The organism is Nocardia sp. NPDC088792 (assembly GCF_044750615.1).
GTDB lineage: Bacteria > Actinomycetota > Actinomycetes > Mycobacteriales > Mycobacteriaceae > Nocardia.
Genome location: NZ_JBIVKC010000006.1, coordinates 728,266 through 755,056, shown reverse-complemented (window position 1 = coordinate 755,056; position 26,791 = coordinate 728,266). Strand labels below are relative to the sequence as shown.

Here is a 26,791-nt window from a genome sequence, read left to right as displayed (position 1 = left end):
CCGCGAGTCAACCGAACTCGGGGCAGTCCCAACCACGGGTTGTCCTTGTGATCAGCCTCGAACGCCCACAGCCCGTAGAAGACCACGACCGCAGTACCGGACAAAGTCCAGACGAAACGCAGATAGGTAGGCGTGTAGTACTGCAGCGACTTACGAATCTTCGCACCGGTGTCGAGCGCGATCCTCAACTCGGCGTAGCGCTTGCCCGCAGCCATGAAAAGCGAGCCGGAGGCCGCGATCAACAGGAACCATTGCGACAGATGAATGTTCGCCGCCGCACCACCGGCGACCGTGCGCAACACGAAGCCCGACGACACGATGCAGACGTCGAGCACCGCTTGATGCTTGAGTCCGAAGCAGTAGGCGAGCTGGATACCGATGTAAACCGCCATCACCGCTGCCAGTTGCCACGCGGCCACGAATGAGATCAGGATCGAGGCGCCCAGTAGCACCGCCGACAGTGCGTACGCCAGATTCACCGGCACGACACCGGCGGCGATCGGCCGGAAGCGTTTGGTCGGATGCGCTCGGTCTGCCTCCACGTCGAGCGAGTCGTTGACCAGATAGATGCCCGAGGCCGCCAGGCAGAACACCACGAAAGCGATACCGATATGCAGGTCGCGGGTGAGGTCGGAGAGGGCGAAGGTGTCGGTACCCGGAGTTGTGCCCGCGGCCAGCGGTGCCGCCAGCACCAGGACGTTCTTCACCCACTGGCGCGGCCGCACGGCTTTGACCAGGCCACCGGCCAGGGTCCTGGGCGGTCCGGCAAGGACAGCGTCGTCGAGTTCGATGGTGGTCGGCTCTTCGCTCATATCAACCTGACTGCTTCCCGTGGCGGTGCACGAATCTCTTTCCGCGGCTGGGACTGCCGCTTCGACGCCCCCGCGATTGTGTCGACCCGCAAGACCGCCCACGACATACTCCCAAACACCCACCCGTATGTCTTCGGTCAATTTTTCGGCAAGCTCCGCCCGTTCGTTGGAATGATGACGAAGCCAGCAGTCCCTACGCCCACACAGGCCGTTGGGCGGGCGATCGGCAAGGCGAGATCGACTGCCCCGCAAAACATCCGATATTGCCGTATGCCGTGCTGTTTGAACCGGCCACATTGGCGCGCCCGAGGATCTACGGGCCGAGCTGATCTCGGCATCGGCACTGAGCCCGCACCAATTTCAGGGTGTTCGCAGGAGCGCGGACATGATCTCGCCCGTACCGATGAATTTTGTGTGGATCGGCAGTCGATACGGGTGGATACACCGACACGGTGGGTCTGTGTCGGGAACGTTGCGAGCGCGGGAGGAAACACATGGAGGCAGTGATGGGCGTCGACGACTCCAACCAGGAGCACACGATTCGGTCAGGCGAGCGGGGGACGCGGGTGAGCGGTCCCAGGGTGTTGGTGGCGGGGGCGAGCATCGCGGGGCCCGCGCTGGCGCACTGGCTGCGCCGGTGGGGGGCCGAGGTGACCGTGGTGGAGCGGGCGCCCGAGCTGCGGCCCGGAGGGCAGGCGGTCGATGCGCGCGGGGTGGCCAGGGAGGTCATCGGGCGCATGGGGCTGGACGCGGCGGTGCGCGCGGCGTGCACCGACACCGCCGGCGCGTACACCGTGGACGCGGACGGGCAAGTGCTGCAGACCTTCCGTGCCGACGACGATGGTGGCGACGGGTTCATCGCGGACATCGAGATTCTGCGTGGGGACCTGTCGCAGGTGCTCTACGACGACACCCGCGACGGCGTCGAGTACATCTTCGGTGACCGGATCGCCGAGCTCACCCAAGACGCGGACGGGGTCGATGTGGTCTTCGCGGGCGGCGACCGGCGGCGCTTCGACCTGGTGGTCGGGGCAGACGGGCTGCACTCGGCGCTGCGAGCGATGGTCTTCGGGCCGCATGAGCGGTTCCTGCACCACCTCGGGCATGTGCTGGCCTTCTACAGTGTGCCCAACGAGTTCGAGCTGGACCGCTGGCTGCTCGAGTACCAGGATCAGGAGTCCGGACGCTCAGCCCTGCTGCGACCCATCCAGGACGCCACCCGGGCGATGGCCATGTTCTACTTCCCCTCGGCCGACTTCGACGTCGACTACCGTGACGTCGCGGCCCAGCAGGTCCTGCTGCGTGAGCGGATGGCGGGCCTGGGCTGGTTGACTCCGGATATCCTCGCGCACCTGGACGACACCCCGGACTTCTACCTCGACCAGGTCGCCCAGGTGGTGATGGACCGCTGGTCGAGTGGACGGGTGGCGCTGCTCGGGGACGCGGCGTTCAGCTCGTCGCCGATGTCCGGGCAGGGCACCGGGCTGGCCCTGGTCGGCGCCTACCTGCTGGCCGGTGAACTGGCCGCTGCCGGATGGGACCCCGACGCCGGGTTCGCCCGCTACGAGGCGCGGATGCGCTCGTTCGTCGAGGCCAACCAGGAGATCGGCCGGTTGAACGCCCGCAGCCGCAACGTCTCCGGGCCGGACGCCGAGCCGAGTCCCGATTTCGCGGGCGAATGGTTCATCGAGCTGGTCGGGCGCGCGATCAACGGTATCGAGCTGCCCGACTACGCGGGGGTGCCGGACGCCGGGGCCCCGGCCGGATCGCCGATCACCTCGTCGGCCAAGCCGTAGGCGTCACACCACGTGCGGTGCAGCGGAAGATCAACGAGCCGAGATCATCTCAGCGTCGGCGATGCGCTGAAATGCCGAGGTGAGTACGCCCCCTCGAGTTGGCGATCGCAAAAAATCACACGTCGCGCAGGATCAGCGGAGACTGATCTTCAGTCTTTCGTCAATAAGAATCGGAAGGTATCTGATGGGCTTCGCACAGCGTTTCGACCACGTCGGCATCACCGTTGCCGACCTCGACACCGTGACAGCGTTTTTCGTCAGCCTCGGCCTGGAGGCCGATCAGAAGATGGCCATCGAGGGCGAGTTCCTCGACACCGTGATCGGCATGACCGGTGCTGCCACCGAAATCGTCATGCTGCGACTACCCGGCGGCGGAACAACGCTGGAACTGTCGAGCTTCACACGCCCGCAACACCTCCCGGGTTCGCCCTCCGCACCGGCCAACGAACTGGGCCTGCGCAATGTCGCCTTCCAGGTAGAGAACCTGCAGGCCGCGGTCGACCACGCAGCAGCCGCCGGCTACGGCCTGGTGGGAGGCATCGGCGAATACGAAGGCGTGTGGCGGATGGCCTACGTCCGGGGACCCGAAGGAATCATCGTCTCGCTGGCCGAGCACATCCAGAAATGAGGAGACATCATGACCACGACAGTCACCGACGAACAGATTCGAACTCTGGCCGCAACCGCGAAACCCTACAGCCTGGCACTCCTTCAATGGGGGCCGGAACGCACCATGGACGGCGCGGACGCAATCGAACTCGAACACCAGCGCCGCATGGTGTCACTACGCGCTGATGGGGTGATCGCTGTCCTATGCCCGGTCGCTTCCGACACCGTAGCCGGCGTCGCGATCATGACCGTGCCGGCCGAGGACGCCACGAAGATCATGACCGAAGACCCCTGCGTGCGAGCCGGCATGATGCGCTACGAGGTACACCCATGCCACGGCTTCCCCGGAGACACCCTCCCCGCATAAGCGATTCCGGCCTCGTGGACATTTCAGCCATAATCCATGGCCCACACCTGTTGCAAGAAGAGGGTTTTCGCTCTCAGAACATCCACCACCGCCGCATGCCGCACTGACCGAACGGTCGGCGCGGGTCTTCGAAAGATCAACAGCCAGTGCGCTTTCGGCTGCAGGCAGTCCACGCTCATTCCAAGTTGAGTGGGTTGGCTGGTCCGTGCCAGAAACGGTCACCCCCATCCGATCGGCGGCAGCGGTCGCCGGCGTGTGGCTGACCTACCAGTGTTCCCGCAGTTGCTCGTCCAGGATTCTCATGGTGCTTTGCGGAACTACCAAGTCCAGGCTGATGGGGCTGACGGACACCTTGCCCTGTGCGAGTGCGTGGATATCTGTTCCAGCGGCGGCGTTTTCGAAACTGACCAGCGGACTCCTCATCCGATAGGCGGTCCCGCTCCGGTGGAATACCTGGCCATACGCATTTTTGAACGGCACAGTTATCTCGTATTCGGTGTCCGTTCCAGCTTCGAACGGAATGTTGACGGAAATCAGGTCGAAGGAGGAAATGACCCCGGGGCGCATCAGAATATCGACGATCTTGCAGGCGATCATGGCCGCGCGCTGGAAGATGTGAAAGTTCTCAGCGTCGAAAAAGTCGATCTCCTCCTCGTATTCGGGAGGGATGTACAGCGAGAAGGCGACCGACCTGATTCCATCGATCGCCGCTTCCATGGCTGCCCCGACCGTCCCTGAGCTGAGAATCAAGCTGCGGCCGACGTTCTCTCCGATGTTGATTCCCGAGACCGCCATCATCGGCTTCTGGTCCAGAACGTGGAACAGGCCAACCTGAACACAATCCGCCGGCGTTCCGTTCACGGCGAAAACCGGAAGACCCTCTACCGCAACCTTTTCGAACTCGATATCCGCGTGCGCCGTGAGCGATTTACCGACCCAGCTCCTCTGGGTATCGGGCGCGATGCCGCAGACGGTGTATCGCCGCCGGAGTTCACGAAGAAGTGGATAGAAGCCGATCGACGAGTACCCATCGTCATTGGTCAGCAGTATGTCAATCACGACCCCACCTCTACGACGACCGCTCCAGCCAGAGGACTCACTGGTTATAACCAGTTGTTGATGCTAGAGGCGCTCATGAGCGTCGTCAACGGATTCGCCCCAGGCGCCCCGAGCGCGAACATCTGTGACGTAGCTCGACGGGCATGGACTGTGCTCTGCTATCAGCCGAATTTGGTCGCTGGTCAAGGCTCGGTCGAAGACCGCGAGGCCACCGATCGCACCCGCGAAGTGGTTGCCGGGACCATCGCTCAATTGCACCGCACCGACAGTGAACTCCGCAGGCGCGCCATTGAGGCCGGGCAGGCCACAGCCCTCAGGTATCCGGTACGGGTTCTTCGGATAACCGAGCCCCAGACCCAGCGGTGGGGGCGGCTCGGTGTAGTGCCGATAAGTATCGGCGACGCCATCGAGATACGAGGTGACACAAACGCCGTCGTAGGTGAAACCTGCCAACTGCCAGCGGTCGAACGACACCGTGCGCGCGGACGCCGAGTAGTCACGGGAGAAGGGCAGACCAGGCGACGGTCCACCGGTACGCGAGACATGGCCGCACACACGATCGGCACCACCGTAGACAGGCAGATCGACGAACAAGCCATACTGCCGCTTCGGCGCCCGATCGTCCTCCACCCAAATACCCGCAACGAAATGACACTCACTGCTGGGCGTGCGCTTGATCCACGCGAGCACAGACACACTGTCCCCCACGGCACCGACGTTCAGCGAACCGATCTGATCGACAGCGACACCGAGGGCATCATCACGGCCGTTGAAGACGACGGCATGCCCGAACGGGCCCGCGCTCATTCTCCTTGGCGCACCGCCACACACCTGAAGCGGGCCGATATCGGCGCCTCCGAGCGCCGGCGCGAACTCTGCAGCGTCTTGATGGAAATCCCAGAAGGCGACAAGGGACGCAGGCCACTTCACGATGCGTCACCAGCCAGCCGTGCAGATCGCCTGGTGTGGTGGTGAAATCCCGAGGAGGCACCGGACTGCCCGCAGAGAACTGCGACCCTGCCCGGAATCGAAACCACCCGAACCCTCCCCCAGTCGCTTCGGCCTCGTCTACCAGCGCGGCCTACGGGTCGGGCCATGGCTGTGATGCGTGATCAAATCTTACTCGGTCGCCGACAGCGTGCCGTCACCCAACGTCTGCAGGAATCCCGAATATCGCAGCGTCACTTGGATATACGAGAGTGCGCAGATCCGTCGAGTTGGTCGATGGTGGCGATCGAGGGGCGGCGGGTGGGTTGGAGGTTGCGGGCGATGGTTTCCGCGTCACGAAGGACGCGAACGGCATTGTGCCAGGTCAGTTTTCCGATGTCGGGTTCGGACCAGCCGCGACTGAGCAGCTCGGCGAGCAGGTTCGGGTAGCCGGAGACGTCGCTCAGATCGCGGGGTAGGTAGTCGGTGCCGTCGAAGTCGCTGCCGAGGCCGATATGGTCGATTCCCACCAGCTCTCGCAGATATTCGAGATGGTCGGCGACGGCGGTTGCCGTCAGTTGTGGGCGCGGATGAGTGGCCTCGAATGCTTGTCGGCATGCCGTCGCCTCGGGTGAGTGATCCGCACGCTCGAAGCCGTGGACGGTTAGGTACTCGCCGGCTTGCGCCTCCCAGTCTTTGGCGGCGGGCTGTAGGAAGTATCCGACGAAAGCCACCATCGCTACGCCGCCATTGGCGGGCAGCGTCGCCAGGACATCGTCGGGGATGTTGCGTGGATGGTCGCAGAGCGCGCGGGCGCAGGAGTGTGAGAACAGCACTGGCGCTTCGGAGATCGCCAGGGCCGCGCGCATGGTGTCCGGTGAAACGTGGGAGAGGTCTACCAGCATGCCGATGCGGTTCATCTCCCGCACTACTTCTTCGCCGAACGCGCTCAGGCCGCCGACCTTCGGCTCGTCGGTCGCCGAATCGGCCCACGGCACATTGTCGTTGTGGGTGAGGGTCATGTACCGCACACCCAGCCGATGTAGTGCGCGCAGAGTCGCGAGCGAGCAGTTGATGCTGTGCCCGCCCTCGGCGCCCATCAACGAGGCGATCCGGCCTGCGGCGCGAGCGGCCTCCATATCGTCAGCGGTGTAGGCCAATTGGAGCCGATCCGGGAATCGCTCGGTCAGCGATCGAACGAAGTCGATCTGCTCGAGAGTGGCGCTGACCGCGGCGTCGCCGGCGAGGTTGGAACGCACATAAACCGACCAGAACTGCGCGCCGACTCCACCGGCTCGGAGCCGATCGAGATCGGTGGACAATCGTGCGCTCTGGTCCGATGCCAGGTCGATAGCATCGAGGTCATAGCCTGCCTGGGTGCGCATGGCCCACGGAAGATCGTTGTGGCCGTCCACCACCGGGGTGTCGCGGAGGACGGCGTGCGCGCGATCGAGAAAGTGAGATGTCACCACCCCGTTCTATACGCGCTCCCATATCCGCGTCGAGCCCCGCACGCGAAACACCCGACAGCACGGCGCAGACGAAAGGCCCAGCAGCCAAACAGGTTCCGACCCGAAGGTCATCCCGTCCACCAGATGCGAGGCTCGGCAACTCGACGCTGACCCGAGACCGGATACGAAGGCCACCACCTTCTTTCCGTCAATGCACTCTCAGTAGCCGCGGGGAGCGAGCTATGCACCGTCGTTGCCATCGCGCAGGGAATGGATCATGCTCTGCAGCATCCGGAACGCGCCTGACTGCTCGGCCTCGGTCATGCCGGCCAGCATTCTGACCTCGACGGACCGGACCACTACGGTCGCCTTCTCGAGCTTCCGTCGCCCACGAGGTGTGAGCCGCGTGGGAAGAACCTTTCCGACGGGTGCCTCCGCAGGCCTGGTCACCTGCCCCTCTCGTTCCAGGGCCTGGAGCAGTACGTTCATCGACTGCCGTGTCACGAACGCGCCCCGCGCGAGCTCCGAGTTCGACAAGCCCGGTCGTTGCGCCAGCAGTTCGAGGCAGGAGTAGTGAGTCACGCTCATTCCGAGCGGCCGCAACACCTCCTCCATGGCCACGCGAAGCGCGCTCGATGCCTCTTTCAGCAGGTAGCCCAGTGACGTCTCCAGGTCGACGCCGATCTCGTCTTGACTCATGTCAGTATTCTGACATAGATTGATGCGTGTCAGAATACTGACACGAAGGAAGGAGCATCATCATGCCCGTCACCGGACCCGACTTCATCTCGCTCCAGGCGCGTGACCTCGACGTTTCGCGGACGTTCTACGAGCAGTACCTTGGCCTCGTCCGCTCACAGACCGGACCTCCGCACGCCGTCGTCTTCGAGACGAAGCCGATCGCATTCGCACTCCGCGACGTCGTTCCCGGCACCGATCTCGCATCCGTCACCCAGCCCGGTATCGGTGCCGCGATCTGGCTCCACGCCACAGACGTCCAGGCCATTCACGACGCTCTCGTCGCCGACGGCCACACCATCGTCTCCGCACCGATCGACGGCCCCTTCGGTCGGACATTCACCTTCGCCGACCCCGACGGCTACCAGATCACGCTCCACGACCGCGCCTGATAGGCCGAACGACCACAACGGCCTTTCGAGGCGCGTCATGGTGTACAGCTCGATCGCCGTTCGTCGCTGCGCCGACTGAATGATTCGGCGTGAATTCTTGTGCATCCCAGCGGTTCCGATCGTCGACCCGGGCGGTGAGTTCGAGGTGGCCGGCGATGATGTCGGTGCAATGGTCGGATCGGGTCGCCGGGCTCCGATGACAGACAACCGATATGGGATCCGCGATCCAAGATCGGGTAGATTTTCTGCTGCACGCCGTGTTCGGCGTGATGAACCTGATCTGGGGAGTTGTTTTGGTACGGACCGTTTTCCGCGTGGGCCTGCTGGCTTCGACGCTGGTGTCGTTGGGGGTTTCCGGTTCAGGAACGGGCTTCGCCGCGAATTCGGGCAGCTCGATGTCGCCGGCGCCGCAGCCGCCGACGATAACGCTCATGCCGCACGGCGTGATTCACGTCGATGCTCCCGCCGACGGTTCGGCATGGACCTGCAAGGGCATGAGCATCGTCCCGCCCGTTTCTCTGACGGCCCAGGTGAGTAAGAACCACGTCTCGACAGGCTCCGCAATGCTGGACTCGGTGCCCTGGGTACCGTCCGCCGACCTCCAGTTCCCGCCCAACACAATGGTGCTGTGGGAGTGCGACAGTTCCGGAGACAATGACACCACCTACAAATCCGAAGGCCCCCTCCAAACCCTCCCCTGAGAACTGCTGCCAGCGGTGAAGGGCGAATCGCCGGAGATCGAAGCCCGCCGGGCGTAGGTCTCTTCGGGGCTCACGGTGATCACATCGACCTGTTGAACCAGAGATCCTGGTATCTCCCCGCCTTCGAAGTGCGCCTGACTGGGGACGATAACTGCCTCGGCGTCCAATCGGGTGGCTTGGGCTTTCAGGCGGGCTAACGCGGGTCGCTCGGTTGCAGGGTCGTAGACGATCATGCCGGAGAAGTCGTAACCGAGCCGGGCAGCAAGCTTGCGGATCTGCGATTCATCCCAGAGTTGGCTTATCCCACACGTATCTGTTCGAACGTAGCCGAGAGCCGTTGGCTTGTAACGCATTACCGCCCCTCCGTCTTCGTGGCCGTCGAGTGCGAAGAAGTCGTGGAACTGGAGGTAGAACCCCTCGTAGTCCTCGGGCTCGTCGTCGGTGCCCTGGAGTTCGAACACGCCGCCAGGGAATTGGTAGAGCCGCGTATACCGGTTCATTTCGAGCCCTCTCCGCCGTTGGTGCACCGGCTCAGGGACCGCGAGCGTCCGACCTCTCTGAGAGCGACTTCCGACGCTAGAGAGGCAAGTCGCCCTGGATCCAGGAACTTGCTTCAGTTTGCGAATTGGGTGTTGTTCTGGACCGAAACCCGCGAATGGCGGGGACCATGGCATAGGTGGGCAGGTAGCCCACGCACACCTGAAGACTAGGACTGATCATGTTGCAGTCATTACGTTTCTTGGGTCGAAGTGGATCGCCGTCCGGTGGGTGCCCGGCCTTGTACGAAACCGATCCCGATGCGTTCGTAATCGTGGGCTGGGTGACGGGAACCGCGGCCACGGTCGAAATACCCCATGGGTTGCTCGGATTCGCCGAGCACGACCGATACGTCGGTGTGCCGCTCGCCGATACAGGTCGCGGCACGTTCACCTTGTGCGGGGAGCTGGTGAACGACCAGGAGACCATCATGGCGCTGAGGCTGGAGGAGAACGAGACCGCGATCGTGGTACCTCGCCGCAAGAGGACGTACTTCGGTGCAGCTGCTTGATATCGAGGGCGTCAACAACCTGATCCGCGGCGCCGAGAAGGAGGCGTTCCATCTCGAGTTGCTGGATGACTACGAGTCCCCCGGAGGCGATCAGCCGTACCGCAACTGGCTGGCCGAAGGTCCGGAAGACGATTACGCCTGGTTCGAGGATTGGCTGGGCATGATCCGGGACATCACCGCCGGCGGCGCAGTGGTGCGTCGAGCGCGGGTCGTCACGGTCCCCCTGACCGACTACCAACGTTGGATGCTGGAGATCACCGAGAACAACGCCGATGCCGGAGAAGATGTTCGATACCTGCCGAGGCATCTGACCGACTCGCATCGACTGACCGCCGATGACTGGTGGCTGATCGACGACTCGATCGTGTCGTACACAGTGTTCGACATCGTAGGCAATTGGGTGGGCGGAGCCCTCACCAGCGATCCGCGAATCGTGGCCTATTGCAAGGAGGTTCGAGACTACGTGTGGGAGCTGGCCGTTCCGTACCGCGACTTCCAGAAGTCGGTTACGGAGTGACTCATAGCGGCGCCGCACACGAACAGCGGGAAGCTCTCGGAGCACGCCTCCGGGAGCTTCGCCGCGACGCCGACCTGACCGGCCGCAGACTGGCCGAGCTGGCCGGCTGGCACGAATCCAAAACCAGCAAAATCGAATACGGCAAACAAACCCCCTCGGAGGCGGACCTCCGGACCTGGTGCAGACTCACCGACAGCCTCGACCAGCTCCCGGACTTGATCGCGTCCCTGCGGAACATCCAGGCCGCCTACATGGAATTCCGCCGAGTACTGGGCACCGGCACACGCCGTCGTCAACGGATGCTTTCTCACATCGAGGGCGAAACCAAGATCATGCGATGGTTCGAGCCGACGATCATCCCGGGGCTCTTGCAGACCCCCGGCTACATCGAATGGATCCTGAGCAGGATCATCCGGTTCTACGACATCCCCAACGACCTCGAAGACGGTGTGACGGCGCGGATAGAGCGCCAACAGGTGTTGTATCGCGGAACCCGCCGCTTCTCGTTCGTGATCGCCGAACAGGCGCTCTACACGACAGCCGGGGACGATTCGGTGATGGTCGAACAACTCGATCGGCTGCTGACGGCGATGGCGTTGCCGCGCGTACAGCTGGGCATCCTGCCCCGCACTGCCGTCTGGGAAACGATGATGAACAGCTTCGTCCTCTACGACAACAGGTTAGCGATCGTGGAGACGGTGACCGCCGAGCTGACGATCACCCAGCCCCGCGAGCTCGCGCTGTACGGCAAGCTTTTCGACACCCTGGTCGGCCAAACGGTCTACGGAGAGCCGGCACGCCGCCTGATCGCCTCGGCGCTCGACCGACGGCGGTAATGGCCCAGTTCAACAGTGCTGTGGAAGGTTTCAGGGGGTGGGTTGGGGGGTGAGGGAGCCGATTAGGGAGGTGTCGTGGGTGGCGGTGCGGAAGCGGGGGTGGTCGAGGATGTCGTGGAGGTAGTCGGTGGTGGTGGCTATGCCTGGGCCTTGGATGGTGGTTTCTGCTAAGGCGCGGCGCATGCGGGCGATGGCGGTGGGGCGGTCGGGGGCCCAGACTATGACCTTTGCGAGGAGGGAATCGTAGTGTGGGGGAATGGGATAGCCGGGGTGGATATGGGTATCTGTGCGGACGAAGTGGCCGCCGGGGAGAATACATTCGGTGAGGGTGCCGGGGGTGGGGGCGAAGTCGCGGTCGGGGTCTTCGGCGTTGAGGCGGCATTCGATGGATACGCCGGTGGGGTTGCCGCCGGGCGGGATGGTCAGAGGGTGGCCGGCGGCTATGCGGATCTGCTCGGCTACCAGGTCGGTGCCGGTGATCATTTCAGTTACCGGGTGTTCTACCTGGAGGCGGCAGTTCACTTCCATGAAGTAGAAGTTGCCTTCCGCGTCGAGGAGGAATTCGACGGTTCCGGCGCCTACGTAGCCGGCTGCTTTCGCGCCGAGAACGGCTGCGGCGCCGATGCGCTCGGCCAGGTCCGTGGACAGGCCCGGGGCGGGGGCCTCTTCGACCAGTTTCTGGTGGCGGCGTTGCAGGGAGCAGTCTCTCAGGCCCAGGTGGATGACGGTGCCGTGGGTGTCGGCGAGGATCTGGGCTTCTACGTGGCGGGCCGGTTCGAGGTAGCGCTCCAGGTAGAGGCGGCCGTCGCCGAATACGGCGGTGGCGTTGGCTCGGGTTTGCTGCCAGGCGGTGGCGAAATCGGCGGGGTCGCGGACTACTCGCATGCCGCGGCCGCCGCCGCCTGCTACCGCTTTGAGGATTACCGGGTAGCCGATGTCGCCGGCCAGGTCTCGTGCTTCGTCGACCGATTCCACCGGGTCCAGGCTGCCGGGGAGCAGCGGGAGGCCCGCGTCGGTCATGAGGGCGCGGGCGGTGGACTTATCGCCCAGGCGCGCCATCACTTCGGCGGGGGCGCCGATGAAGATCAGGCCCTCGGCCTCGCAGACTTCGGCGAAATCCGGGTTCTCCGAGAGGAATCCGTAGCCGGGGTGAATTGCGTCGGCTCCGGTGGCGCGGGCTGCCTCGATGATCGCGGGGATGTAGAGGTAGCTGCGTTTGGCGGGGCCTGGGCCGATCTGGACCGTTTCGTCGGCCATCCGGACGGCGAGGGAATCGCGGTCGGCGGCCGAATGCACGGCGACCGTGGCGATCCCGAGTTCGGCGCAGGTGCGCAGGATCCGGACGGCAATTTCGCCGCGATTGGCCACCAGCACCTTGCGGATGGGACGCGTCATCGCAGCGCCTCGAACACGATGAGCGGCTGGCCGTGCTCGACGGATTCGCCGTCCTCGACCAGGAATTCGGCTACGACACCCTCGCGAGCGGCCGTCACCGGAATCATGAGCTTCATGGCCTCGACGATGGCGACCTGCTGACCGGCGCGTACCGGGTCACCCTCGGTGACGAAGGGCGCCGCGCCCGGCTCGGAGGCCCGGTAGAAGACGCCCACCGTCTCCGCGGTCAGCGTGAATGTGGCTGTCTGTGCGCCATTTCCGTTGACCGCACCATTTCCATTGGCCGCACCGGTTTCGCCGGCCGAGCCGGCACCGGGCGCGACCCGCTCCACCGTAGAAACCCCGGCGGACGAGCCACTCTCGGCATACCGCGCATCGGCCGCCACGGCCTCCGCACGACCCGACTCCCAGCTGACCCGCAGCACGACAGGCCCATTGGCCACCGTCACCGTGGTAGGCGCCGACCCGGCCCGGACGGTCAGCGCATGCCGGGCGAGCACCGCCAGACTGTGATCGGCTTCCGCGGCGCTCACGGCACGGCCACCGGCCGGAATATCGAAGGGGACAAGGGTTTCGGTGATGCCGGACTCGGTCATCGGTTCTCCTGAAGATCGTTTCGCGCCACGCCGAAGGCTCGGAAGCGGGCATGCCGGTGAGCGAGTAAGTCGCTGGTGGACCAGGCGCGCAGTTCGTGCACGGCCTGGCGGACCGCGCGGCGCAGCAGGGCGGTCGCGGCGGCGGGATGGGTATCGGCACCGCCCTCGGGTTCGGGGATCACCGCATCGGCGATCCCGAGTTCGAGCAGGGCGGCAGAATCCACCCGCAGTGCGCGCGCGGCGCGGGGCGCGGCCGACGCGTCCTGCCAGAGGATGGAAGCACAACCCTCGGCGGTGATCACCGAGTACACGGCGTTCTCGCACACCAGCACCCGATCGGCCACGGCCAGCGCCAACGCTCCCCCGCTGCCGCCCTCACCGGTGATCACCGCGACCACCGGAACAGACAGTCCGGCAAGGAGTTTCAGGTTCTCGGCAATGGCCACCGCCTGGCCCTGTTCCTCGGCCTCGATGCCCGGGTAGGCGCCCGCGGTGTCGACGAGCGTTACGACCGGCAGCCCGAGCTTGGCCGCGAGCCGGAATACCCGCGCGGCCTTGCGATATCCCGACGGCGTCGGCATGCCGTAGTTGCGCTGGGCCAATTCGGCGGCAGTATGGCCCTTCTGCGTGCCGACCACGGCCACGGGAACACCGTCCAGCCGGGCGAGGCCCGCGATCATGGCCGGGCAGTCGGCGCTCATGCGGTCGCCGTGCAGTTCGACGAACTCCTCGAACGCACCGGCCAGATGGTCGAGCGTGGTCGGGCGGCCCAGCCGCCGAGCCGCCCGCACCCGATCCCAGGCATCAGCGGTCGGCAATGCGGCCGGATCGGTGATGACCGCTTCCGCGTCGTTGGTGTACGGCCGCGCCGAACGCACGGTCATGCCCACCAGCCGGATCAGCCGATCACGCAGGCCCGACCGGTGGCAGATCATGTCGACAATGCCGTGCTCCAGCAGGAACTCCGCGGTCTGGAAGCCGGCCGGCAGCGTCTGGCCGATGGTCTGCCGGATCACCCGCGGGCCCGCGAAGCCCAGGCGCGCACCGGGTTCGGCGACGATCACATCGGTCGAGGTGGCGTAGGAGGCCGCGACCCCGCCGTAGGTGGGATCGGTGATGACCGAAACGGTGAGCACACCCGCCTCGTCCAGGCGACGCAGTGCCCGGCTGGTCTTGGCCATCTGCATGAGCGCGACAATGCCTTCTTGCATGCGCGCCCCACCGGAGGCGGTGACCAGGATCAGCGGACGACGTTCGGCCAGCGCCACTTCCGCCGACGCCGTCACCGCCTCACCGACCGCACTGCCCAGGCTGCCGCCGAGGAATCGGAAGTCCATGGCGGCCACCACGACCGGGACACCACCGAGCGTGCCGCGCACACAGCTGATCGCGTCCGTCATCCCGGTCCGGCGGCGGGCATCCTCCAGCCGCTCCGGATAGGGGCGAGAATCATTGAACTGCAGCGGATCCGGCACCGTCTCGGCATGCTCGATCGGCGTCGCCGACTCCTGATCCAGCAGCAGCTCGATGCGCTGCGCGGCGGTCAGCATGCCGTGACTGTCGCACTCGGGACAGACGCGGTCACTGCGCTCGTAGCGTTTGACGTAGATCATCGACCCACACCCCGGGCACACCATCCAGGAGGTGCCCGCGGCCGTGCCGGTTTCGAGAATGGTCATCGTTCCTCCAGAGGACGCGGCACGTACCGGGCGCATTCGGCCGGCAGCCGCACACCGGCGGCCCGCAATTGCGCGACCCTGGTCAGATAGGCCGCGCCCCGCATGAGCTGCCCCGCGATATCGGCGACCGCGCGATTGCCGGGCGCGGCCAGGTAGGTGCCCGCCGTCCAGGTGTTGAACGCGCCCATGGCCGGCCCGCACCAGATCTGGTAGTCGGGCGCCCGATCCGCTTCGCCGCGGATACTCCAGCCCGAGGACAAGCCCAGATACCAGCGGAACACCAGCGCCATCCGGGCCTTCTCGTCACCCTCGGCCGCCGTCAGCTGCGCCGGATCGCGCTCGGTGAAGTAGGCGACGCAGTCCTGCCACACCGTTTCCAGTGGACGGCGGAACAGCTTGGCCTCCAGGTCCTTCCGCACCTCGGCGGGCAGAGCGTCCATCCCGGGGTAACCCCGGTACAGGTCGTAGAGCCGCTGCGCCCGGGAGGCGAACATGGTGCCGCGACGCAACACCTGCACCTGCACACCGAGTTCGAACATGTCCGAGGACGGCGCCATGATGCAGTCCGCGAATTGCGCAGTGGCCAGCAGGTTCTTGGTGGCCTCGCACTGATTCGCCTCGCGCGCGGCCTGATTCACCGATCCGGTGACCACATACGCCGCGTTCATAGCGAACGCGGCAGCCGCGGCATCGGGGGTACCGATGCCGCCGGCAGCCCCGATGCGAACCGCCGCAGCAGCGGGCACCTCGCGGGCAATACGATCCCGGGCGGCGACCAGTTCCGGCAGCAGCACCACCAGCGGCCTGCGGTCGGTGTGACCGCCCGAATCCGCCTCCGCCGTAATGTCATCCGCCATCGGCACCCGCGCGGCCAGCTCGGCCTGCGCACTGCTGATGCGGCCGTCCGCCACGAGCGTCTGCAGCAGCCGCGCGGGCGCCGGACGCAGGAACAGCTCGGCCACCTCGACCCGGGATACCTTGGCGATCACCCGATTCCGGCATTCGATGCGCCCCTGCGGATCGACGGTCAGCCCGAGCGCCCGATAACGCACCACCTCGGCGGTGAGGTCCATGAACGCCGAAGCCTCCACACACCGCACCTCATGACGCAGGCAGGCATCCACGATCGCCCGCTCCAGCGCGGGCTCGGAGGGGCTGTGAATCAGATTGCAGGCGAACGCTTTACCCGTCAGCCGCCGCGAGAGCTCGGCCAGCGCCGCCTCGATCCCCGCCGGCGGTACCCCGGCCGCACCGTAACTGGCCAGATATCCGGCCTCCGCCATGGCGATGACCAGCGCGGGCGAGGCGATGCCATTGGCCATGGCGCCCGCCGCATACGCCGCCCGGACCCCGTGGAAGGACCTGAAGGTACTGTCCCCCAGCCGCTCCGGCGCCAAGGGCGGCACCGCGGCCAGGATCTGCCCGCGACCGGCCACGCCCGCGTCCGAGGTGGCACCCATCCGCCCCTCATGCCGGATGATCCAGCACGGCCGCTCCAGTTCGAGCAGGACCGCGGCGATATCGCCGGCCGTCTCCGCGACGACCGGATTCCGGAAAGTGGTCACGGCAACGCCTTTCGATCGGCGATCTCGACCGCCAGGTCGATGAGTTCGTAAATGCGCAGCCCCGGCTTCCACAGCGACCCGTCCACGACGACGGTTGCCCCGCGCGGCCCGCGATGCACCGACTTGATGTGCGCTTCCAGCTCGACACTGCCGTCGGTGGGCAGGAACTGACCGCGATACCGCCAGCTGAACGGGATATCCCGGGGAATCCGGAACACCGGATCGGCCATGCCGTCGGCGAATCCGGCGTCGAGCATCCACTCCTGCACGGCATGGATGACCGACTCCACACCGAGCGAACCCGGAATCACGGGGTCCAGATGGAAGTGCCGGGCGAAGAACCAATCCGCCGGATCGATCGCGCGCAGGGAATGCAGGTAGCCGGCACGGTATTTACCGCCTTCATCGACCACCTCGACGCGGTCGATGAGCGCCAGCTTCCGCCGCGAGCACGCCCGCGCCGCTTGATCCGCGCGCCGGGCCGCCACATCGATGACCCGCGGCCGCGCCTCCGGGTGTTCGGCCAGCCACGAGGGCACATACCGTCCAGCATCCAAACCGGTCTGGTTGCCCAACGCCTGGTCACTGAAGTAGCCGAACATGGTCTCGCCTCGATAGAACGGCTCGCCGTCCACACTGAGCGTGTAATCGAAGGTCTGCAACGACGATCCGGGCAGAATGGTCGTCGACAGCAGACGCGAACTCTGTTCGATCGTCGCATCCCGCAGATCGACCTGCCGCAGCACCGTCGCGGTTCCACCCAGATTCCGCAGGCTCAGCGTGGTGCCCGGTTGGGTCAGGGTCGGCCCGGCGTAGTAGCCCATGAGCAGGGCCGCCTGCAACGAGGTCTCCATGTAGACGAAATGCGGCATGGAATCGTTGGCCGTGTCCGCGTAGTACCAGGAATCGGCGGGTGAGTCGTATTCCGTGGTGTACGAGGCCGTTTCGAGATTGCCGCGGGCGCCGTCGAAATCGCGCACCCGGTCCACCAGCAACAGGCCGCCGGTCGGCAGCCGAGTCGCCCGCACGCCGGTGTACGGCGCGAACTCCGGGCCCATGGCGATGGCTTGATCGCCGCGCGCCAGGTGCGCCATATGGAATTCGTTGAGCAGCAGCCCCGCAACCGCGTGGCCGGGACCGACATCGGCGCCCTGCGGTTCGGCGACAGTGACCGCGACCCGTATCGGTTCGGTCCCTTCGCCGAAGAACGCCGTGGCGTGGACGTGCGGCCGCGGCACCAGGTCCGCGCTGTCGACGACCAGTTCGACCGTGCCGCTGATCGTTCCGAGCGCCGACTCCGACGCCCCGCCCGTGAGCAGGCTGCCGGACAGGCACAGCGGCATGCCGGTGTAGAGCGCGTACACCTCCGCCGCCTGCAAGGCGGCCGTACGGGCATCGCCCTCGAATCGAGCCGTCACCCGGCCCTTGCCGGCGCCGCCGTACAGCTCCAGCCCGGTGACCTCGGTGAGTACGAGCGGCGTGGTGCCGGCCAGTCGCGCCACGGCTTCGACGCCGTCCGGTAGGTAGGCGGGCCCGAAGACCGTGCTCACCGCGCCATTGGCCAACTGCACCAACGATTCCCGATCCAGCCGGGCCCTTCCGGTGCGGGCCAGGGGTTTGAACGCGCCCTCGGGTGCACTGTGCACCGGCTGCGCGTCCGTGACCGCCGGTCGCAATGCCCGCCGCCAGAGCTCGCGCTGCAAGGCGGTCTGAGCGCTCAGCGCGGACCGGTGCGCGGCGACCACACCGGCGCGAATCTGCGCGATCGGATCGATACCACCTGCGGGCCTCGCATTTTCGATGGCCGCAGCAGCTGGGGCCAGGGTGGAAGAAGCCTGCTCTCGGGCCGAGTCAGTCTGTTCCTGGGCTGCCCCAGTCTGCTGCGGCGCGTTCAGGGGGTCGAAGGCTACCCCGTCGAATTCCAGTACCGTCATGCCGTCCACCGCCTCACCGAGGATCGGAACTTCTCCGTCAGATCGGGTGTCGTGAGCACGGTGACATCCGAGAACCGTTGCAGCACGGTGCCGTCCAGGGCCACCGCTGTCGCATCGATCAGGGCCTCCATCCGCGCGGCGCGCGGATTGTCGGTCACCACCAGGAAGGGCTCACCGGACGGCAGCGGCGCGTAGTAGTCCACGCGACCGATGCCGAGCGGCAGGCACGCCGCGCCCAGCAGGCGATGACCGAGCGCCGGCGGAACCTGCAGGATCAGATCCGCCTGGACCGGATCGTGCAGCCGGCCCGCATATGCGCCCAGCGTCACCGGGTCCGCGGGCAGTGCGCATTGCACCACCAGCAACTCATCGCTGGCCACGCGCACCGACCGTAGCCCTTGCAGGGCGGGTCCGTGGAATTGGATCCCGTCGCGGTAGATGTATGCCGCATCGCGGTCATGGCCACTTCCCAGTCTGTCGGCTGGGACGTTCCGCGGCGCTTGCTCCGGCGCATCGGCCAGTAGCAGGGTCGCCCGGAATCGTGCCGTCGAGTCCGTGAAGACCGTGGCCCGCACGGCAATCCGGCCGTCGACCGGATCCGCGGGGTCGAGCTCGAAGTCCAGTCCGGTCACCGGGTGGTCGAACACCAGGCCCTTGAGCACCTGGAAGTCCCTCGCACCCACCACGATTCGACCCGGAAGGGCCCGTTCGGCGAGGTTCACCATGGCGCCCAGCCCGAAGGTGGCCGGGAGTACGACATGCTCGCCGATGCGATGCGCCGCGATTACCGGCTCGTCGATCAGCCCGGCCAGGCCGCGCCGCGCCCGGATCGGAGCCGGCGCGGGGCCGCCCTCCGACAGCGCGGTCGCCGCACCCACCAGCAATACCGGCTCGGTCCGGCGCGACTCGGTGAACTGTGCCGTAAATGCCGCCGCACCCGCCGCCGGCGCCAGCAGTGGAATACCACGGGCCCGGAAGTGCTCGCGCAGTTCGGGTGTCACCATCCCGCCGTCCCAGGCGCCCCAGTCGAGCGCGGTCACATACCGGTCCGGATGCCGGGCCGCCCAGCTGACAGCGAACCGGCCCAGGGCCTCGTTGGCCGACGCGTAGTCCGATTGCCCGGCATTGCCGAACAATCCGGCCACCGAGGTGAACAGCACCAGGTGCCGGGGTTCACCGGCCGCGGCGAGCACCGCCGCGAGCCCGGCCAGCTTGGGCCGCAGCACCCGGGCAATCGATTCGGCGGTCTTGTCGGGGACGAAGGAATCGGCCAGCACTCCGGCCCCGTGCACGACACCGGTGATCGTCTCGCGCCACGGCGCGAGGGCCTCGCGCAGCGCCTCGGCATCGGTCGCGTCCACCGCGAGGTAGTCCGCCCGATCACCGAGTTCGTCCAGCGTCGAACGGATCTCGCGTACGGCACGGACCTCCGAGCATGCCCGGTCGATATCACGCGGAGTGACGCCGGTCCCGGCGAGCGCCCGGACCGCGGCAAGCTTCAGCTCGCCATCGGAAATGCCCTGCGCCCAATCGGGTTCGGTAGTGAGTGCGGTCCGCCCCAGCAAGACGAAGCGGCACTTGCTCACCGTGGCGAGCTCCTGCACGCAGGTCGCGGTGACGCCGCGCGCGCCGCCGGTCACCACCAGCACGTCCTGTTCGGTCAGCAGTGCCGCCCCGTATTCCGCACCGGCAGTGACGATCTCGACCGTCCGCGCCGCATCGTGGCGGCTCGGCACCGGCGTCCGGCGCGCACCCGAATGATCGATACCGACCTCCGGCGTATCCCACGCCGAGTCGCACAACTCCTCGAGCACATGCTCGGCCAGCCGCTGCGGCAAGACCGCCGCGTCGATGTCCAGCGCCCGGCAGAACAGCGACGGCTGCTCCGCCGCAAAGCTTTTCACCAGACCACCGATACCGCCCAGCAGGGCCGCGACCGGCTCCGCATCGCCACGGAAACCCAGGTGCCCGTCCAGCCGGGTCACGGTGGCGAACCCGGCGCGACCGGTGGCCGCCCGCAGCCGGGGCAGCACCTGCCCGGCCACCAGGATGGCGTCGGTGAGAATGCGCTGCGCCTGCTCCCACTCCCCCGCCACACCGGCGACCACCACGCAGGCGTCCACCGGACCGGTCCCCGTCACCGCATCCGGGCCCGCGGCCCGGCGCACCGACCAGCTGCGAGCGCGCAGCAGCTCCTCGATTGCCTCGCAATCGGTTTCGGCCGAGTCATCCAGGCACACCAGCACGGCATGCCCCGCCGGACGGTACGGATCCACCGCCGGATCCACCGGCGCCAGCTCCACGAGCTCCACGACGTGCCGCGGCGCCTCCGCCGCGGCCTCAGCTTTTGGGTGAACATCACCTCCGGCCAGCTCGCCCACGATCTGATCGAGCGTGCGTAGCGTCCCGAGCTGTTCGGGTCCGAGCACCGGTAGCTCCGGGAACCGTTCCTGCAGTGCACCGATCACCTGCACCCGCTTGATCGAATCCACGCCGAGGTCGGCTTCCAGGTCCATGGTCGGGTCGACCATTTCGACCGGGTAACCGGTTTTCTCGGCCACGACCTCACGCAGCGCCTGGCGCAACGCGTCGCCGGAAAGCGCACCGTGCGCAGCCTGAGACGCAGCGGGGCTGACAGCCGCCGACACTACCGGGATAACCGCAGCAGGCGCGGACACCGCCGGGCCACCGTCGGCCCCGGCCAGTTCGTCGACGATCTGGTCGAGGGTGCGCAGCGTGCCCAACTGCTCGGGTCCGAGCACCGGCAACTCCGGGAACCGTTCCTGCAGTGCACCGATCACCTGCACCCGCTTGATCGAATCCACACCCAGATCGGCTTCCAGATCCATCGTCGGATCGACCATCTCGACCGGATACCCGGTCTTCTCGGCCACCACTTCCCGCAGCGCCTGGCGCAACGCATCACCGGAGGCCACACCCGCCCCGGCCGGAGCCTGCGGCGGCGTAACCGGCTGCGGGACAGCGATCTCCGCAACAGCGATCTCCGGGACCGACGGCGCTACCGCGGCCACGGGGGCATGCGCGATCGCGGCAGGCGCCGCGGCCGCGACGGCCTGCACGGGCGCGGTGGCCACCGGCTCCACGTAGACCGGGACGGTCCGCGGCCGGCTCACCGGCGCGCCACCCTCCAGCTCGGCCAGCTGCGCCACCACATCGCCTGCGCGGGAGTGGCTTTCGCTGATCGCGACGCCATGGTCCTTCACCGCTTCGATGGCACGCACCATGAGCTCGTCGATCCGCCCGTGGCTCAGGGCCCCGGCCAGATCGCGGGCCAGTTCGAGCTGGCCGTCCAGGTAGTGGCGGTGAGTGTGCAGATGCTGCACGAGAGCGCTGTCCAGAGCGCTCGGCTCCGGTAGGCGGTACTGCGGTTCCGCGGACATGCGGTTCTCCAGAATGCTGGGTGGGGTGTGCGGATCGAGCTGAACCGGCGACGCCTGGTGGCCATTGGTGGCGACGGCGCCAGTGGCCGGCGCGGCGCCGACCGCAGTGTCGACGAGCGCCGGAGCCGTGATGATGGGATGCGCGGAAGGCGCCGAAGCCGTGGTCGAGGCAGCGGCCGCGAGAGGCGGCGCGCTCGGACCGGCCACGCTCACGCGGTAACCGTCCGAGAGCGCCGCCGCGTAGGCCGCACGGCGGCTGTCGGGCACATACTCCGGCGCCGAAATGGTCACCGACATAGCAGGTTTCTTCGCGGGGCGAGCAGACTCCGGTGCCCCGTAGCGGTTGATACCGTGCAGGTCGAACCCGAGTACGGCCAGCTGCACCGCGGCCCGCTTGAGGGCCAGATCGCCATTGCCGATCGGACCGGAGTCGGTGGCGATGGCGATCACGTCATCGCCGAAGGTGCGGCGCACCAACGAGGTGAGCACCTGCTTCGGGCCGAACTCGACGAAGACCGTGCAGCCGTCACCGTGCATGGCGGTCAGGGCATCGTGGAACTCGACGGGATTGCTCAGCTGCGCGGTGAGCGTCGCCCGGTTCTCTTCGGCATCCGCGCCGTACCGCGCGCCCCGGGTATCGGCGTAGACCGGCGCGTCCGGCGCGCCGATCTCCACACCCGCCACCGCGTCGCCGAATGCCGTCACCGCGTGCGCGACGTACGGGGTGTGGAACGCACCCGAGACCGGCAACTGCCTTGTGACCCAGCCCTTTTCGGTGAAGAGCCCGGCCGCTGCCGCAATCCCCTCACTGCCGCCACCGACCACAACCTGATCGGGCGCATTGTGGTTGCAGATCCACACATCGTCGATCCCGGCAATGGCCGCCTCGACCTCCGCACGTGAGGCGCCGACCGCGACCATAGTGCCCGCGTCGGTCCCCTCGGCGACCGTCATGGCCGCGCCGCGCGCCCGCGCCAGACCGTAGAAGTCGTCGGTCTCGACCGCGCCCGCCGCCCACAGCGCGGTGAGCTCACCGAAACTGTGGCCCAGGTAGCCGGCGGCGCTGAACCCGAACTCGCTCAGCACCCGGAACTGCCCGGCCGCCAGCGCACCGATCGCAGGCTGCGCGAACTCGGTGCGCCGCAGCAGATTCTCCTGCCCGGCCTTGGTGCCCTCGTCGAAGGCGGGCGCGGGGAACACCACGCTGCCCAGCCGCCGCGGCGCACCCGCGAACGCCGCATTGGCGGCGTCGAAAGCCGCGCCGACCGGCGGATTGTTCAGTGCCGCATCCAGTCCCATGTCGACGTATTGACTCCCCTGCCCGGCGAACAGCGCACCCACCTTGCGGCCGGACAGCGCCGCCGCACGGAAGTACACGCCCTCGGGGTGATTCCAGTGCGCCGCTTCGGGATTGCGCACCAGCTCGTCCACGGCCAGCGCCCGCAGATCCGCGGCGGTGTCGTCATCGAGCGAGACGAAACCGATGCGGACGTGGTCCTCCGGAATCTCGCCGCCGTCGCCGCCATCGGTGCCGCGCACCGCGTCGATCAGGCCCGCCACATCGGGCGCATGCCAGATGTGCGCACGCGGCGTGCGGTGCAGGACCCGCAGTGCGTCCCGCTCGGAGTCCGCCTCCTCCAGCACCAGATGGAAGTTGGTGCCGCCGAAGCCCATCGCCGAGGCCGCCGCCCGCCGCACCGGCCGCTGCGGATCCAGGATCCACGGCCGGGTGCGGGTATTCACGTAGAAAGGCGCGGTCTCGGCGGCGATTTCACTGTTCGGCGCCTCCACATTGATGGTGCCGGGCAGCACCTTCTGATGCAGCGCCAGCGCCAGCTTCATGACGCTCGCCGTCCCGGCCGCACCCTTGGTGTGCCCGATCTGCGATTTCACGCTGCCCAGCGCGGCGAAGCGGGCCTCCGAAGTAGCGTCGGCGAGCAGCCCTTTCAGCGCGCTCAGCTCGGTCTTGTCACCGACCGCGGTGCCGGTGGCATGCGCCTCGATGAGCTCCACATCGGCCGGTGAGCATTCGGCGTCGGCATAGGCGCGATCCAGCGCGATCCGCTGCCCTTCGGCGCGCGGGGCGTAGATGGACTTGGACCGTCCGTCACTGGAGGACCCCAATCCCCGGATCACCGCATAGATCCGGTTCCCGTCGCGCCGCGCATCCGCCAGCCGGCGCAGCGCCAGCATGGTGATGCCCTCGCCCAGCAGGGTGCCGTCCGCGCCGGCGCCGAACGGGCTGATCTGCCCACTCGGTGACAGCGCGCCCACCTTGCTGAAACACATGTAGATGAAGATGGTGTTCTCGGTGTCCACCCCGCCGGTGATCATCATGTCCGCGCGGCCGTCCTGCAATTCGGCGATGGCCGTGCGAATGGCGGCCAGCGAGGCCGCGCACGCCGCGTCGACCGTGCAGTTCATCCCGCCCAGGCCGAGCCGGTTGGCCACCCGTCCCGCAACCACATTCGCGAGCAGACCCGGGAACGAGTTCTCCTCCCAGGGCGCGAAGGCGGCCACGAACCGATCGGCAATGGCATCGGCATCGGCATCGGACAGGCCGACCGAACGCGCGGCCTCCTTCAGCACCGGCGTGGACAGCCGCGCCGCCAGCGGATGCATGAGCGGCACCGGGCCGGTGGTCCCCAGCACCACACCGGTGCGCACCGGGTCGTACCACGGTGAATCGGTGGCCCCGGCATCGATCAGCAGATCCCGTGCCACGCCGAGACTCAGCGTCTGCATGGTGCTGGTGACCTCGAGCTGATTCGGCGGCAGCCCGAATTCGAGCGGATCGAAATCGACGTCCGGCAGGAAAGCTCCACGCCGCGAATAGGTCTTGTCCGGCGTGGACCGGTCCGCGTCGTAGTAGTCGTCGAGGCTCCAGCGGGAACCCGGCACCTCCTCGGTGCAGTCGACGCCGTCGACGATGTTCTGCCAGTACTCTCGATGATTACGTGCTTGGGGCAGCAGGCCCGACATCCCGACAATGGCAATCGGGTCGCGCGCCAGGCGTCTGTCGTCCGTCACAGAAGATCCTCTCGAACCGTGGCCGTCGCGCCGGTCAGGCGGCGACGGTGGTAGCGGTGGTCGACGAAATGAGTTCCGCTGCGGCCGCAGCGAAAAGACGGTGGCCGGACGGGCTGGGGTGCAGGCCGTCCTCGGTCCAGGTGCCGGCCAGTTCCCAATCGGGACGGGCCGAGAGATTCAGCAGCAGTACTCCGTGGTCGGCGGTGACCCGGGCCATGACCGCATTGGCGAAGGCGAAACGCTCGCGCAGCAGTGCGCGGAAACCCTCCGGAACCGGCAGCCGTGCCGGAATATCCGGATAGTCGGCGGTGAAAACAGTTGCACCGGTGGCGGACAAGGTGCCGAACAGCGTGTTCAGATTGTCCTCGAACCGGTCCGCGTCGAAGGCGCTGACCAGGTCGTTCACGCCGGCCACCACGCCGTACAGCTCCGCGCGCGCGGCCACCGGCAGTTGCCGCCCGACCACATCGCCGGTGGTGGCCCCGTGCGTCCCGAGATTGCGAATGACGCTCGGCCGCAATCCCAATTGCCCGCCGAGCCGGGGCACCCACCCGCGGTAACCGCCGGCCGCGGCGGGATCGCCGCGGCCTTCCACGAAACTGTCGCCCAGGGCGACCAGGCCCGGGGCACTCACAGCGCGGCCTCGGCCTTGCTCACATGCCGCTTGTCCACCGGGAATCCGACCTGCTCGTACAGTTCGGCGAGCTCGACCTCACCGAAGTACTTCTCCGACGGGTAGAGACCGGCGATCAGGCCGAAGAACTTCTTCGTGTAATCGGGGCTCATGCTGGTCGCCCGGAACACCGAGTCGTAGTACGGCGTCAGCGAGAGCTCGGAGATACTGGTGGTCAGTTCGTACGTGCTGGCGCTCTGCGCGTCGCGCTCGCGCTGGTACTCCGGCAGCGTCTCCTCGAAAGGCCGCCCGCCCGACAGGCTCTCATCGGCCAGATCCGACAGCAGCTGGGCGTACTTGAAGGAATCGGTGATGCCCCAGCCGGTGAACGGATCCTTGTGATAGCCCGCGTCACCGACCAGCGCCCACCCCGGCCCGTAGGACTGGCGGCGGTAATTGTCCGGGTACAGCATGGGCCGGAACGGCTCCACCCGCTTACCCGTGTCCCGCAGGCGCGCACCGAGTTCCGGATCCACCTGCTGCACGATCTCCTGCACACCGGCATCCGGGTCGGCGCGGAACTCCCGGAAACGCTCCCGCTTGCGCATGACCGCCACCAGGTACAGACCGTCATTGGTCGGCCAGGTCGCGAACTGCTGCTCACCGAAACCGGTGCGGTGGTTCATGCCCCAGTCGATGCCGTCGTAGTAGGAGTAGTAGACGAAGCACGCGGCGGGCGAACCCTCGTACACCTGCGCGCCCACCTCCTTGGCGACCGTGGAGGCCGAACCGTCCGCGCCGACCACGAGTTTCGCGCGGAACTCCTGTTCCGGGCCTTCACCGCTGCGACCGCGAATGCCGACGACCTGATCGCCGTCACGCAGCAGTCCGGTGACGGTGAACCCTTCGATCAGCTCCGCACCGGCGGTCCCGGCCTCGTCGACCAGGATCTTGTCCAGCACCGTGCGGCGCGGGCAGTACACGACGTCGATGCCGTCGGCCGACGGATCCGCCATCCCGCGAATATCGATATCGGTGTATGTGAAGTTGAGATGCCGGACCGGCGGGCAGCCGGTGGCCACCACCCGATCCAGCAGACCCCAGGTCTGGAGCAGGCTCAGACCGGCCTGATGAATGTAGTGGGTGGACGGTGTGTCACTGGGGAAGGTGGCGCGATCCACCGCCAGCACCCGATACCCCTTGCGGGCCAGGAGCATGGCCAGCGAAGCGCCGGACACCCGCGTACCGACAACGATGACGTCGTACATGACTGATCACTTTCCGGTCGTCGAATTTCATTTCGAGTCTGTCGGCACCGAACGGCC

Annotated in this window: 21 protein-coding genes and 2 pseudogenes; 9 read left to right on the top strand and 14 right to left on the bottom strand. The window is 66.9% G+C overall.

Features of this window, described 5'->3' with window-relative positions:
• Window positions 1-5: 5 nt before the first annotated feature.
• Window positions 6-812 (bottom strand): annotated as a pseudogene (locus ACIP5Y_RS39740) (decaprenyl-phosphate phosphoribosyltransferase); the annotation flags it as partial.
• Between the two features lie 494 nt (window positions 813-1,306).
• Here ACIP5Y_RS39740 and ACIP5Y_RS39735 point away from each other — a divergent pair.
• The 3 genes from ACIP5Y_RS39735 (at window position 1,307) to ACIP5Y_RS39725 (ending at window position 3,584) form a co-directional block, all read left to right on the top strand.
• A complete protein-coding gene (locus tag ACIP5Y_RS39735; RefSeq protein ID WP_400357992.1) occupies window positions 1,307-2,608 on the top strand; it encodes an FAD-dependent monooxygenase in 1,302 nt (433 codons plus the stop codon).
• Window positions 2,609-2,792: 184 nt separating this feature from the next.
• On the top strand, window positions 2,793-3,236 hold the full coding sequence (locus ACIP5Y_RS39730; protein ID WP_400357990.1) for a VOC family protein: 444 nt from the start codon (window positions 2,793-2,795) through the stop codon (window positions 3,234-3,236).
• A gap of 9 nt (window positions 3,237-3,245) precedes the next feature.
• On the top strand, window positions 3,246-3,584 hold the full coding sequence (locus ACIP5Y_RS39725; RefSeq protein ID WP_400357988.1) for a hypothetical protein: 339 nt from the start codon (window positions 3,246-3,248) through the stop codon (window positions 3,582-3,584).
• Window positions 3,585-3,848: 264 nt separating this feature from the next.
• Here ACIP5Y_RS39725 and surE read toward each other — a convergent pair whose 3' ends face one another.
• The 4 genes from surE to ACIP5Y_RS39705 form a co-directional block, all read right to left on the bottom strand.
• A complete protein-coding gene (gene surE / locus ACIP5Y_RS39720; protein WP_400357987.1) occupies window positions 3,849-4,643 on the bottom strand; it encodes a 5'/3'-nucleotidase SurE in 795 nt (264 codons plus the stop codon).
• 63 nt (window positions 4,644-4,706) lie between these two features.
• Complete coding sequence (locus ACIP5Y_RS39715; RefSeq protein WP_400357986.1) at window positions 4,707-5,573, bottom strand: hypothetical protein; 867 nt, start codon at window positions 5,571-5,573, stop codon at window positions 4,707-4,709.
• A gap of 251 nt (window positions 5,574-5,824) precedes the next feature.
• Entirely contained in the window at window positions 5,825-7,039 is a 1,215-nt protein-coding gene (locus ACIP5Y_RS39710) for a dipeptidase (protein ID WP_400357984.1), read from the bottom strand.
• 222 nt (window positions 7,040-7,261) lie between these two features.
• Window positions 7,262-7,720, bottom strand: coding sequence for a MarR family winged helix-turn-helix transcriptional regulator (locus ACIP5Y_RS39705; RefSeq protein ID WP_400357982.1), 459 nt, complete (start codon window positions 7,718-7,720; stop codon window positions 7,262-7,264).
• A 62-nt stretch (window positions 7,721-7,782) separates the two neighbouring features.
• On the opposite strand from ACIP5Y_RS39705, the gene ACIP5Y_RS39700 reads away from it, so the two are divergent.
• Both ACIP5Y_RS39700 and ACIP5Y_RS39695 read left to right on the top strand, forming a co-directional pair.
• Window positions 7,783-8,151 carry a VOC family protein gene (locus ACIP5Y_RS39700; protein ID WP_400357980.1) on the top strand — a complete coding sequence of 123 codons (369 nt, stop codon included), beginning with the start codon at window positions 7,783-7,785 and terminating at the stop codon, window positions 8,149-8,151.
• 212 nt (window positions 8,152-8,363) lie between these two features.
• Window positions 8,364-8,852 (top strand): hypothetical protein, encoded by a 489-nt coding sequence (locus tag ACIP5Y_RS39695; protein WP_400357978.1) that lies wholly within the window; start codon window positions 8,364-8,366, stop codon window positions 8,850-8,852.
• Here the strand turns inward: ACIP5Y_RS39695 and ACIP5Y_RS39690 are convergent.
• Window positions 8,816-9,313 carry a hypothetical protein gene (locus ACIP5Y_RS39690; RefSeq protein WP_400357977.1) on the bottom strand — a complete coding sequence of 166 codons (498 nt, stop codon included), beginning with the start codon at window positions 9,311-9,313 and terminating at the stop codon, window positions 8,816-8,818. The genes ACIP5Y_RS39695 and ACIP5Y_RS39690 overlap by 37 nt on opposite strands.
• A gap of 317 nt (window positions 9,314-9,630) precedes the next feature.
• Between ACIP5Y_RS39690 and ACIP5Y_RS39685 the strand changes: the two genes are divergently transcribed.
• The 4 genes and pseudogenes from ACIP5Y_RS39685 (at window position 9,631) to ACIP5Y_RS39670 (ending at window position 11,253) form a co-directional block, all read left to right on the top strand.
• A complete protein-coding gene (locus tag ACIP5Y_RS39685) occupies window positions 9,631-9,900 on the top strand; it encodes a hypothetical protein (RefSeq protein WP_400357975.1) in 270 nt (89 codons plus the stop codon).
• Window positions 9,887-10,417, top strand: a complete 531-nt coding sequence (locus ACIP5Y_RS39680) for a DUF6879 family protein (RefSeq protein ID WP_400357973.1) — start codon at window positions 9,887-9,889, stop codon at window positions 10,415-10,417. Before ACIP5Y_RS39685 ends, ACIP5Y_RS39680 begins: the two co-directional genes overlap by 14 nt.
• Window positions 10,366-10,596, top strand: a pseudogene (locus ACIP5Y_RS39675) (helix-turn-helix domain-containing protein); the annotation flags it as partial. The gene ACIP5Y_RS39680 and the pseudogene ACIP5Y_RS39675, both read left to right, overlap by 52 nt.
• Before the next feature lie 72 nt (window positions 10,597-10,668).
• Window positions 10,669-11,253 carry a DUF5753 domain-containing protein gene (locus ACIP5Y_RS39670; protein ID WP_400358087.1) on the top strand — a complete coding sequence of 195 codons (585 nt, stop codon included), beginning with the start codon at window positions 10,669-10,671 and terminating at the stop codon, window positions 11,251-11,253.
• Window positions 11,254-11,283: 30 nt separating this feature from the next.
• On the opposite strand, the gene ACIP5Y_RS39665 is transcribed toward ACIP5Y_RS39670, so the two are convergent.
• Genes ACIP5Y_RS39665 through ACIP5Y_RS39630 form a run of 8 tightly spaced genes read right to left on the bottom strand, consistent with a single transcriptional unit; the run spans window position 11,284 to window position 26,734 of the window.
• Entirely contained in the window at window positions 11,284-12,648 is a 1,365-nt protein-coding gene (locus ACIP5Y_RS39665) for an acetyl/propionyl/methylcrotonyl-CoA carboxylase subunit alpha (protein ID WP_400357971.1), read from the bottom strand.
• Window positions 12,645-13,244 (bottom strand): acetyl-CoA carboxylase biotin carboxyl carrier protein, encoded by a 600-nt coding sequence (locus tag ACIP5Y_RS39660; protein WP_400357969.1) that lies wholly within the window; start codon window positions 13,242-13,244, stop codon window positions 12,645-12,647. Before ACIP5Y_RS39660 ends, ACIP5Y_RS39665 begins: the two co-directional genes overlap by 4 nt.
• Window positions 13,241-14,923 carry an acetyl-CoA carboxylase, carboxyltransferase subunit beta gene (accD, locus tag ACIP5Y_RS39655; protein ID WP_400357967.1) on the bottom strand — a complete coding sequence of 561 codons (1,683 nt, stop codon included), beginning with the start codon at window positions 14,921-14,923 and terminating at the stop codon, window positions 13,241-13,243. Before accD ends, ACIP5Y_RS39660 begins: the two co-directional genes overlap by 4 nt.
• Complete coding sequence (locus ACIP5Y_RS39650) at window positions 14,920-16,488, bottom strand: PfaD family polyunsaturated fatty acid/polyketide biosynthesis protein (RefSeq protein ID WP_400357965.1); 1,569 nt, start codon at window positions 16,486-16,488, stop codon at window positions 14,920-14,922. The genes accD and ACIP5Y_RS39650 overlap by 4 nt, the downstream gene beginning before the upstream one ends.
• Entirely contained in the window at window positions 16,485-18,422 is a 1,938-nt protein-coding gene (locus tag ACIP5Y_RS39645) for a beta-ketoacyl synthase (RefSeq protein ID WP_400357963.1), read from the bottom strand. Before ACIP5Y_RS39645 ends, ACIP5Y_RS39650 begins: the two co-directional genes overlap by 4 nt.
• Window positions 18,419-24,853: a beta-ketoacyl synthase N-terminal-like domain-containing protein gene (locus ACIP5Y_RS39640; RefSeq protein WP_400357961.1), complete on the bottom strand. Its 6,435-nt coding sequence runs from the start codon at window positions 24,851-24,853 to the stop codon at window positions 18,419-18,421. The genes ACIP5Y_RS39645 and ACIP5Y_RS39640 overlap by 4 nt, the downstream gene beginning before the upstream one ends.
• 34 nt (window positions 24,854-24,887) lie before the next feature.
• Entirely contained in the window at window positions 24,888-25,487 is a 600-nt protein-coding gene (locus ACIP5Y_RS39635; RefSeq protein ID WP_400357959.1) for an SGNH/GDSL hydrolase family protein, read from the bottom strand.
• Window positions 25,484-26,734 (bottom strand): NAD(P)/FAD-dependent oxidoreductase, encoded by a 1,251-nt coding sequence (locus tag ACIP5Y_RS39630; protein ID WP_400357957.1) that lies wholly within the window; start codon window positions 26,732-26,734, stop codon window positions 25,484-25,486. The genes ACIP5Y_RS39635 and ACIP5Y_RS39630 overlap by 4 nt, the downstream gene beginning before the upstream one ends.
• Window positions 26,735-26,791: the final 57 nt, after the last annotated feature.

Excerpts from the sequence above, each read along its gene's own strand:
- ACIP5Y_RS39735 (WP_400357992.1), top strand. The coding sequence starts at position 1,307 with ATGGAGGCAGTGATGGGCGTCGACGACTCCAACCAGGAGCACACGATT.
- ACIP5Y_RS39730 (WP_400357990.1), top strand. The coding sequence starts at position 2,793 with ATGGGCTTCGCACAGCGTTTCGACCACGTCGGCATCACCGTTGCCGAC.
- ACIP5Y_RS39725 (WP_400357988.1), top strand. The coding sequence starts at position 3,246 with ATGACCACGACAGTCACCGACGAACAGATTCGAACTCTGGCCGCAACC.
- ACIP5Y_RS39705 (WP_400357982.1), bottom strand. The coding sequence starts at position 7,720 with ATGAGTCAAGACGAGATCGGCGTCGACCTGGAGACGTCACTGGGCTAC.
- ACIP5Y_RS39700 (WP_400357980.1), top strand. The coding sequence starts at position 7,783 with ATGCCCGTCACCGGACCCGACTTCATCTCGCTCCAGGCGCGTGACCTC.
- ACIP5Y_RS39695 (WP_400357978.1), top strand. The coding sequence starts at position 8,364 with ATGGGATCCGCGATCCAAGATCGGGTAGATTTTCTGCTGCACGCCGTG.
- ACIP5Y_RS39670 (WP_400358087.1), top strand. The coding sequence starts at position 10,669 with ATGGAATTCCGCCGAGTACTGGGCACCGGCACACGCCGTCGTCAACGG.
- ACIP5Y_RS39665 (WP_400357971.1), bottom strand. The coding sequence starts at position 12,648 with ATGACGCGTCCCATCCGCAAGGTGCTGGTGGCCAATCGCGGCGAAATT.
- ACIP5Y_RS39660 (WP_400357969.1), bottom strand. The coding sequence starts at position 13,244 with ATGACCGAGTCCGGCATCACCGAAACCCTTGTCCCCTTCGATATTCCG.
- accD (WP_400357967.1), bottom strand. The coding sequence starts at position 14,923 with ATGACCATTCTCGAAACCGGCACGGCCGCGGGCACCTCCTGGATGGTG.
- ACIP5Y_RS39645 (WP_400357963.1), bottom strand. The coding sequence starts at position 18,422 with ATGACGGTACTGGAATTCGACGGGGTAGCCTTCGACCCCCTGAACGCG.
- ACIP5Y_RS39630 (WP_400357957.1), bottom strand. The coding sequence starts at position 26,734 with ATGTACGACGTCATCGTTGTCGGTACGCGGGTGTCCGGCGCTTCGCTG.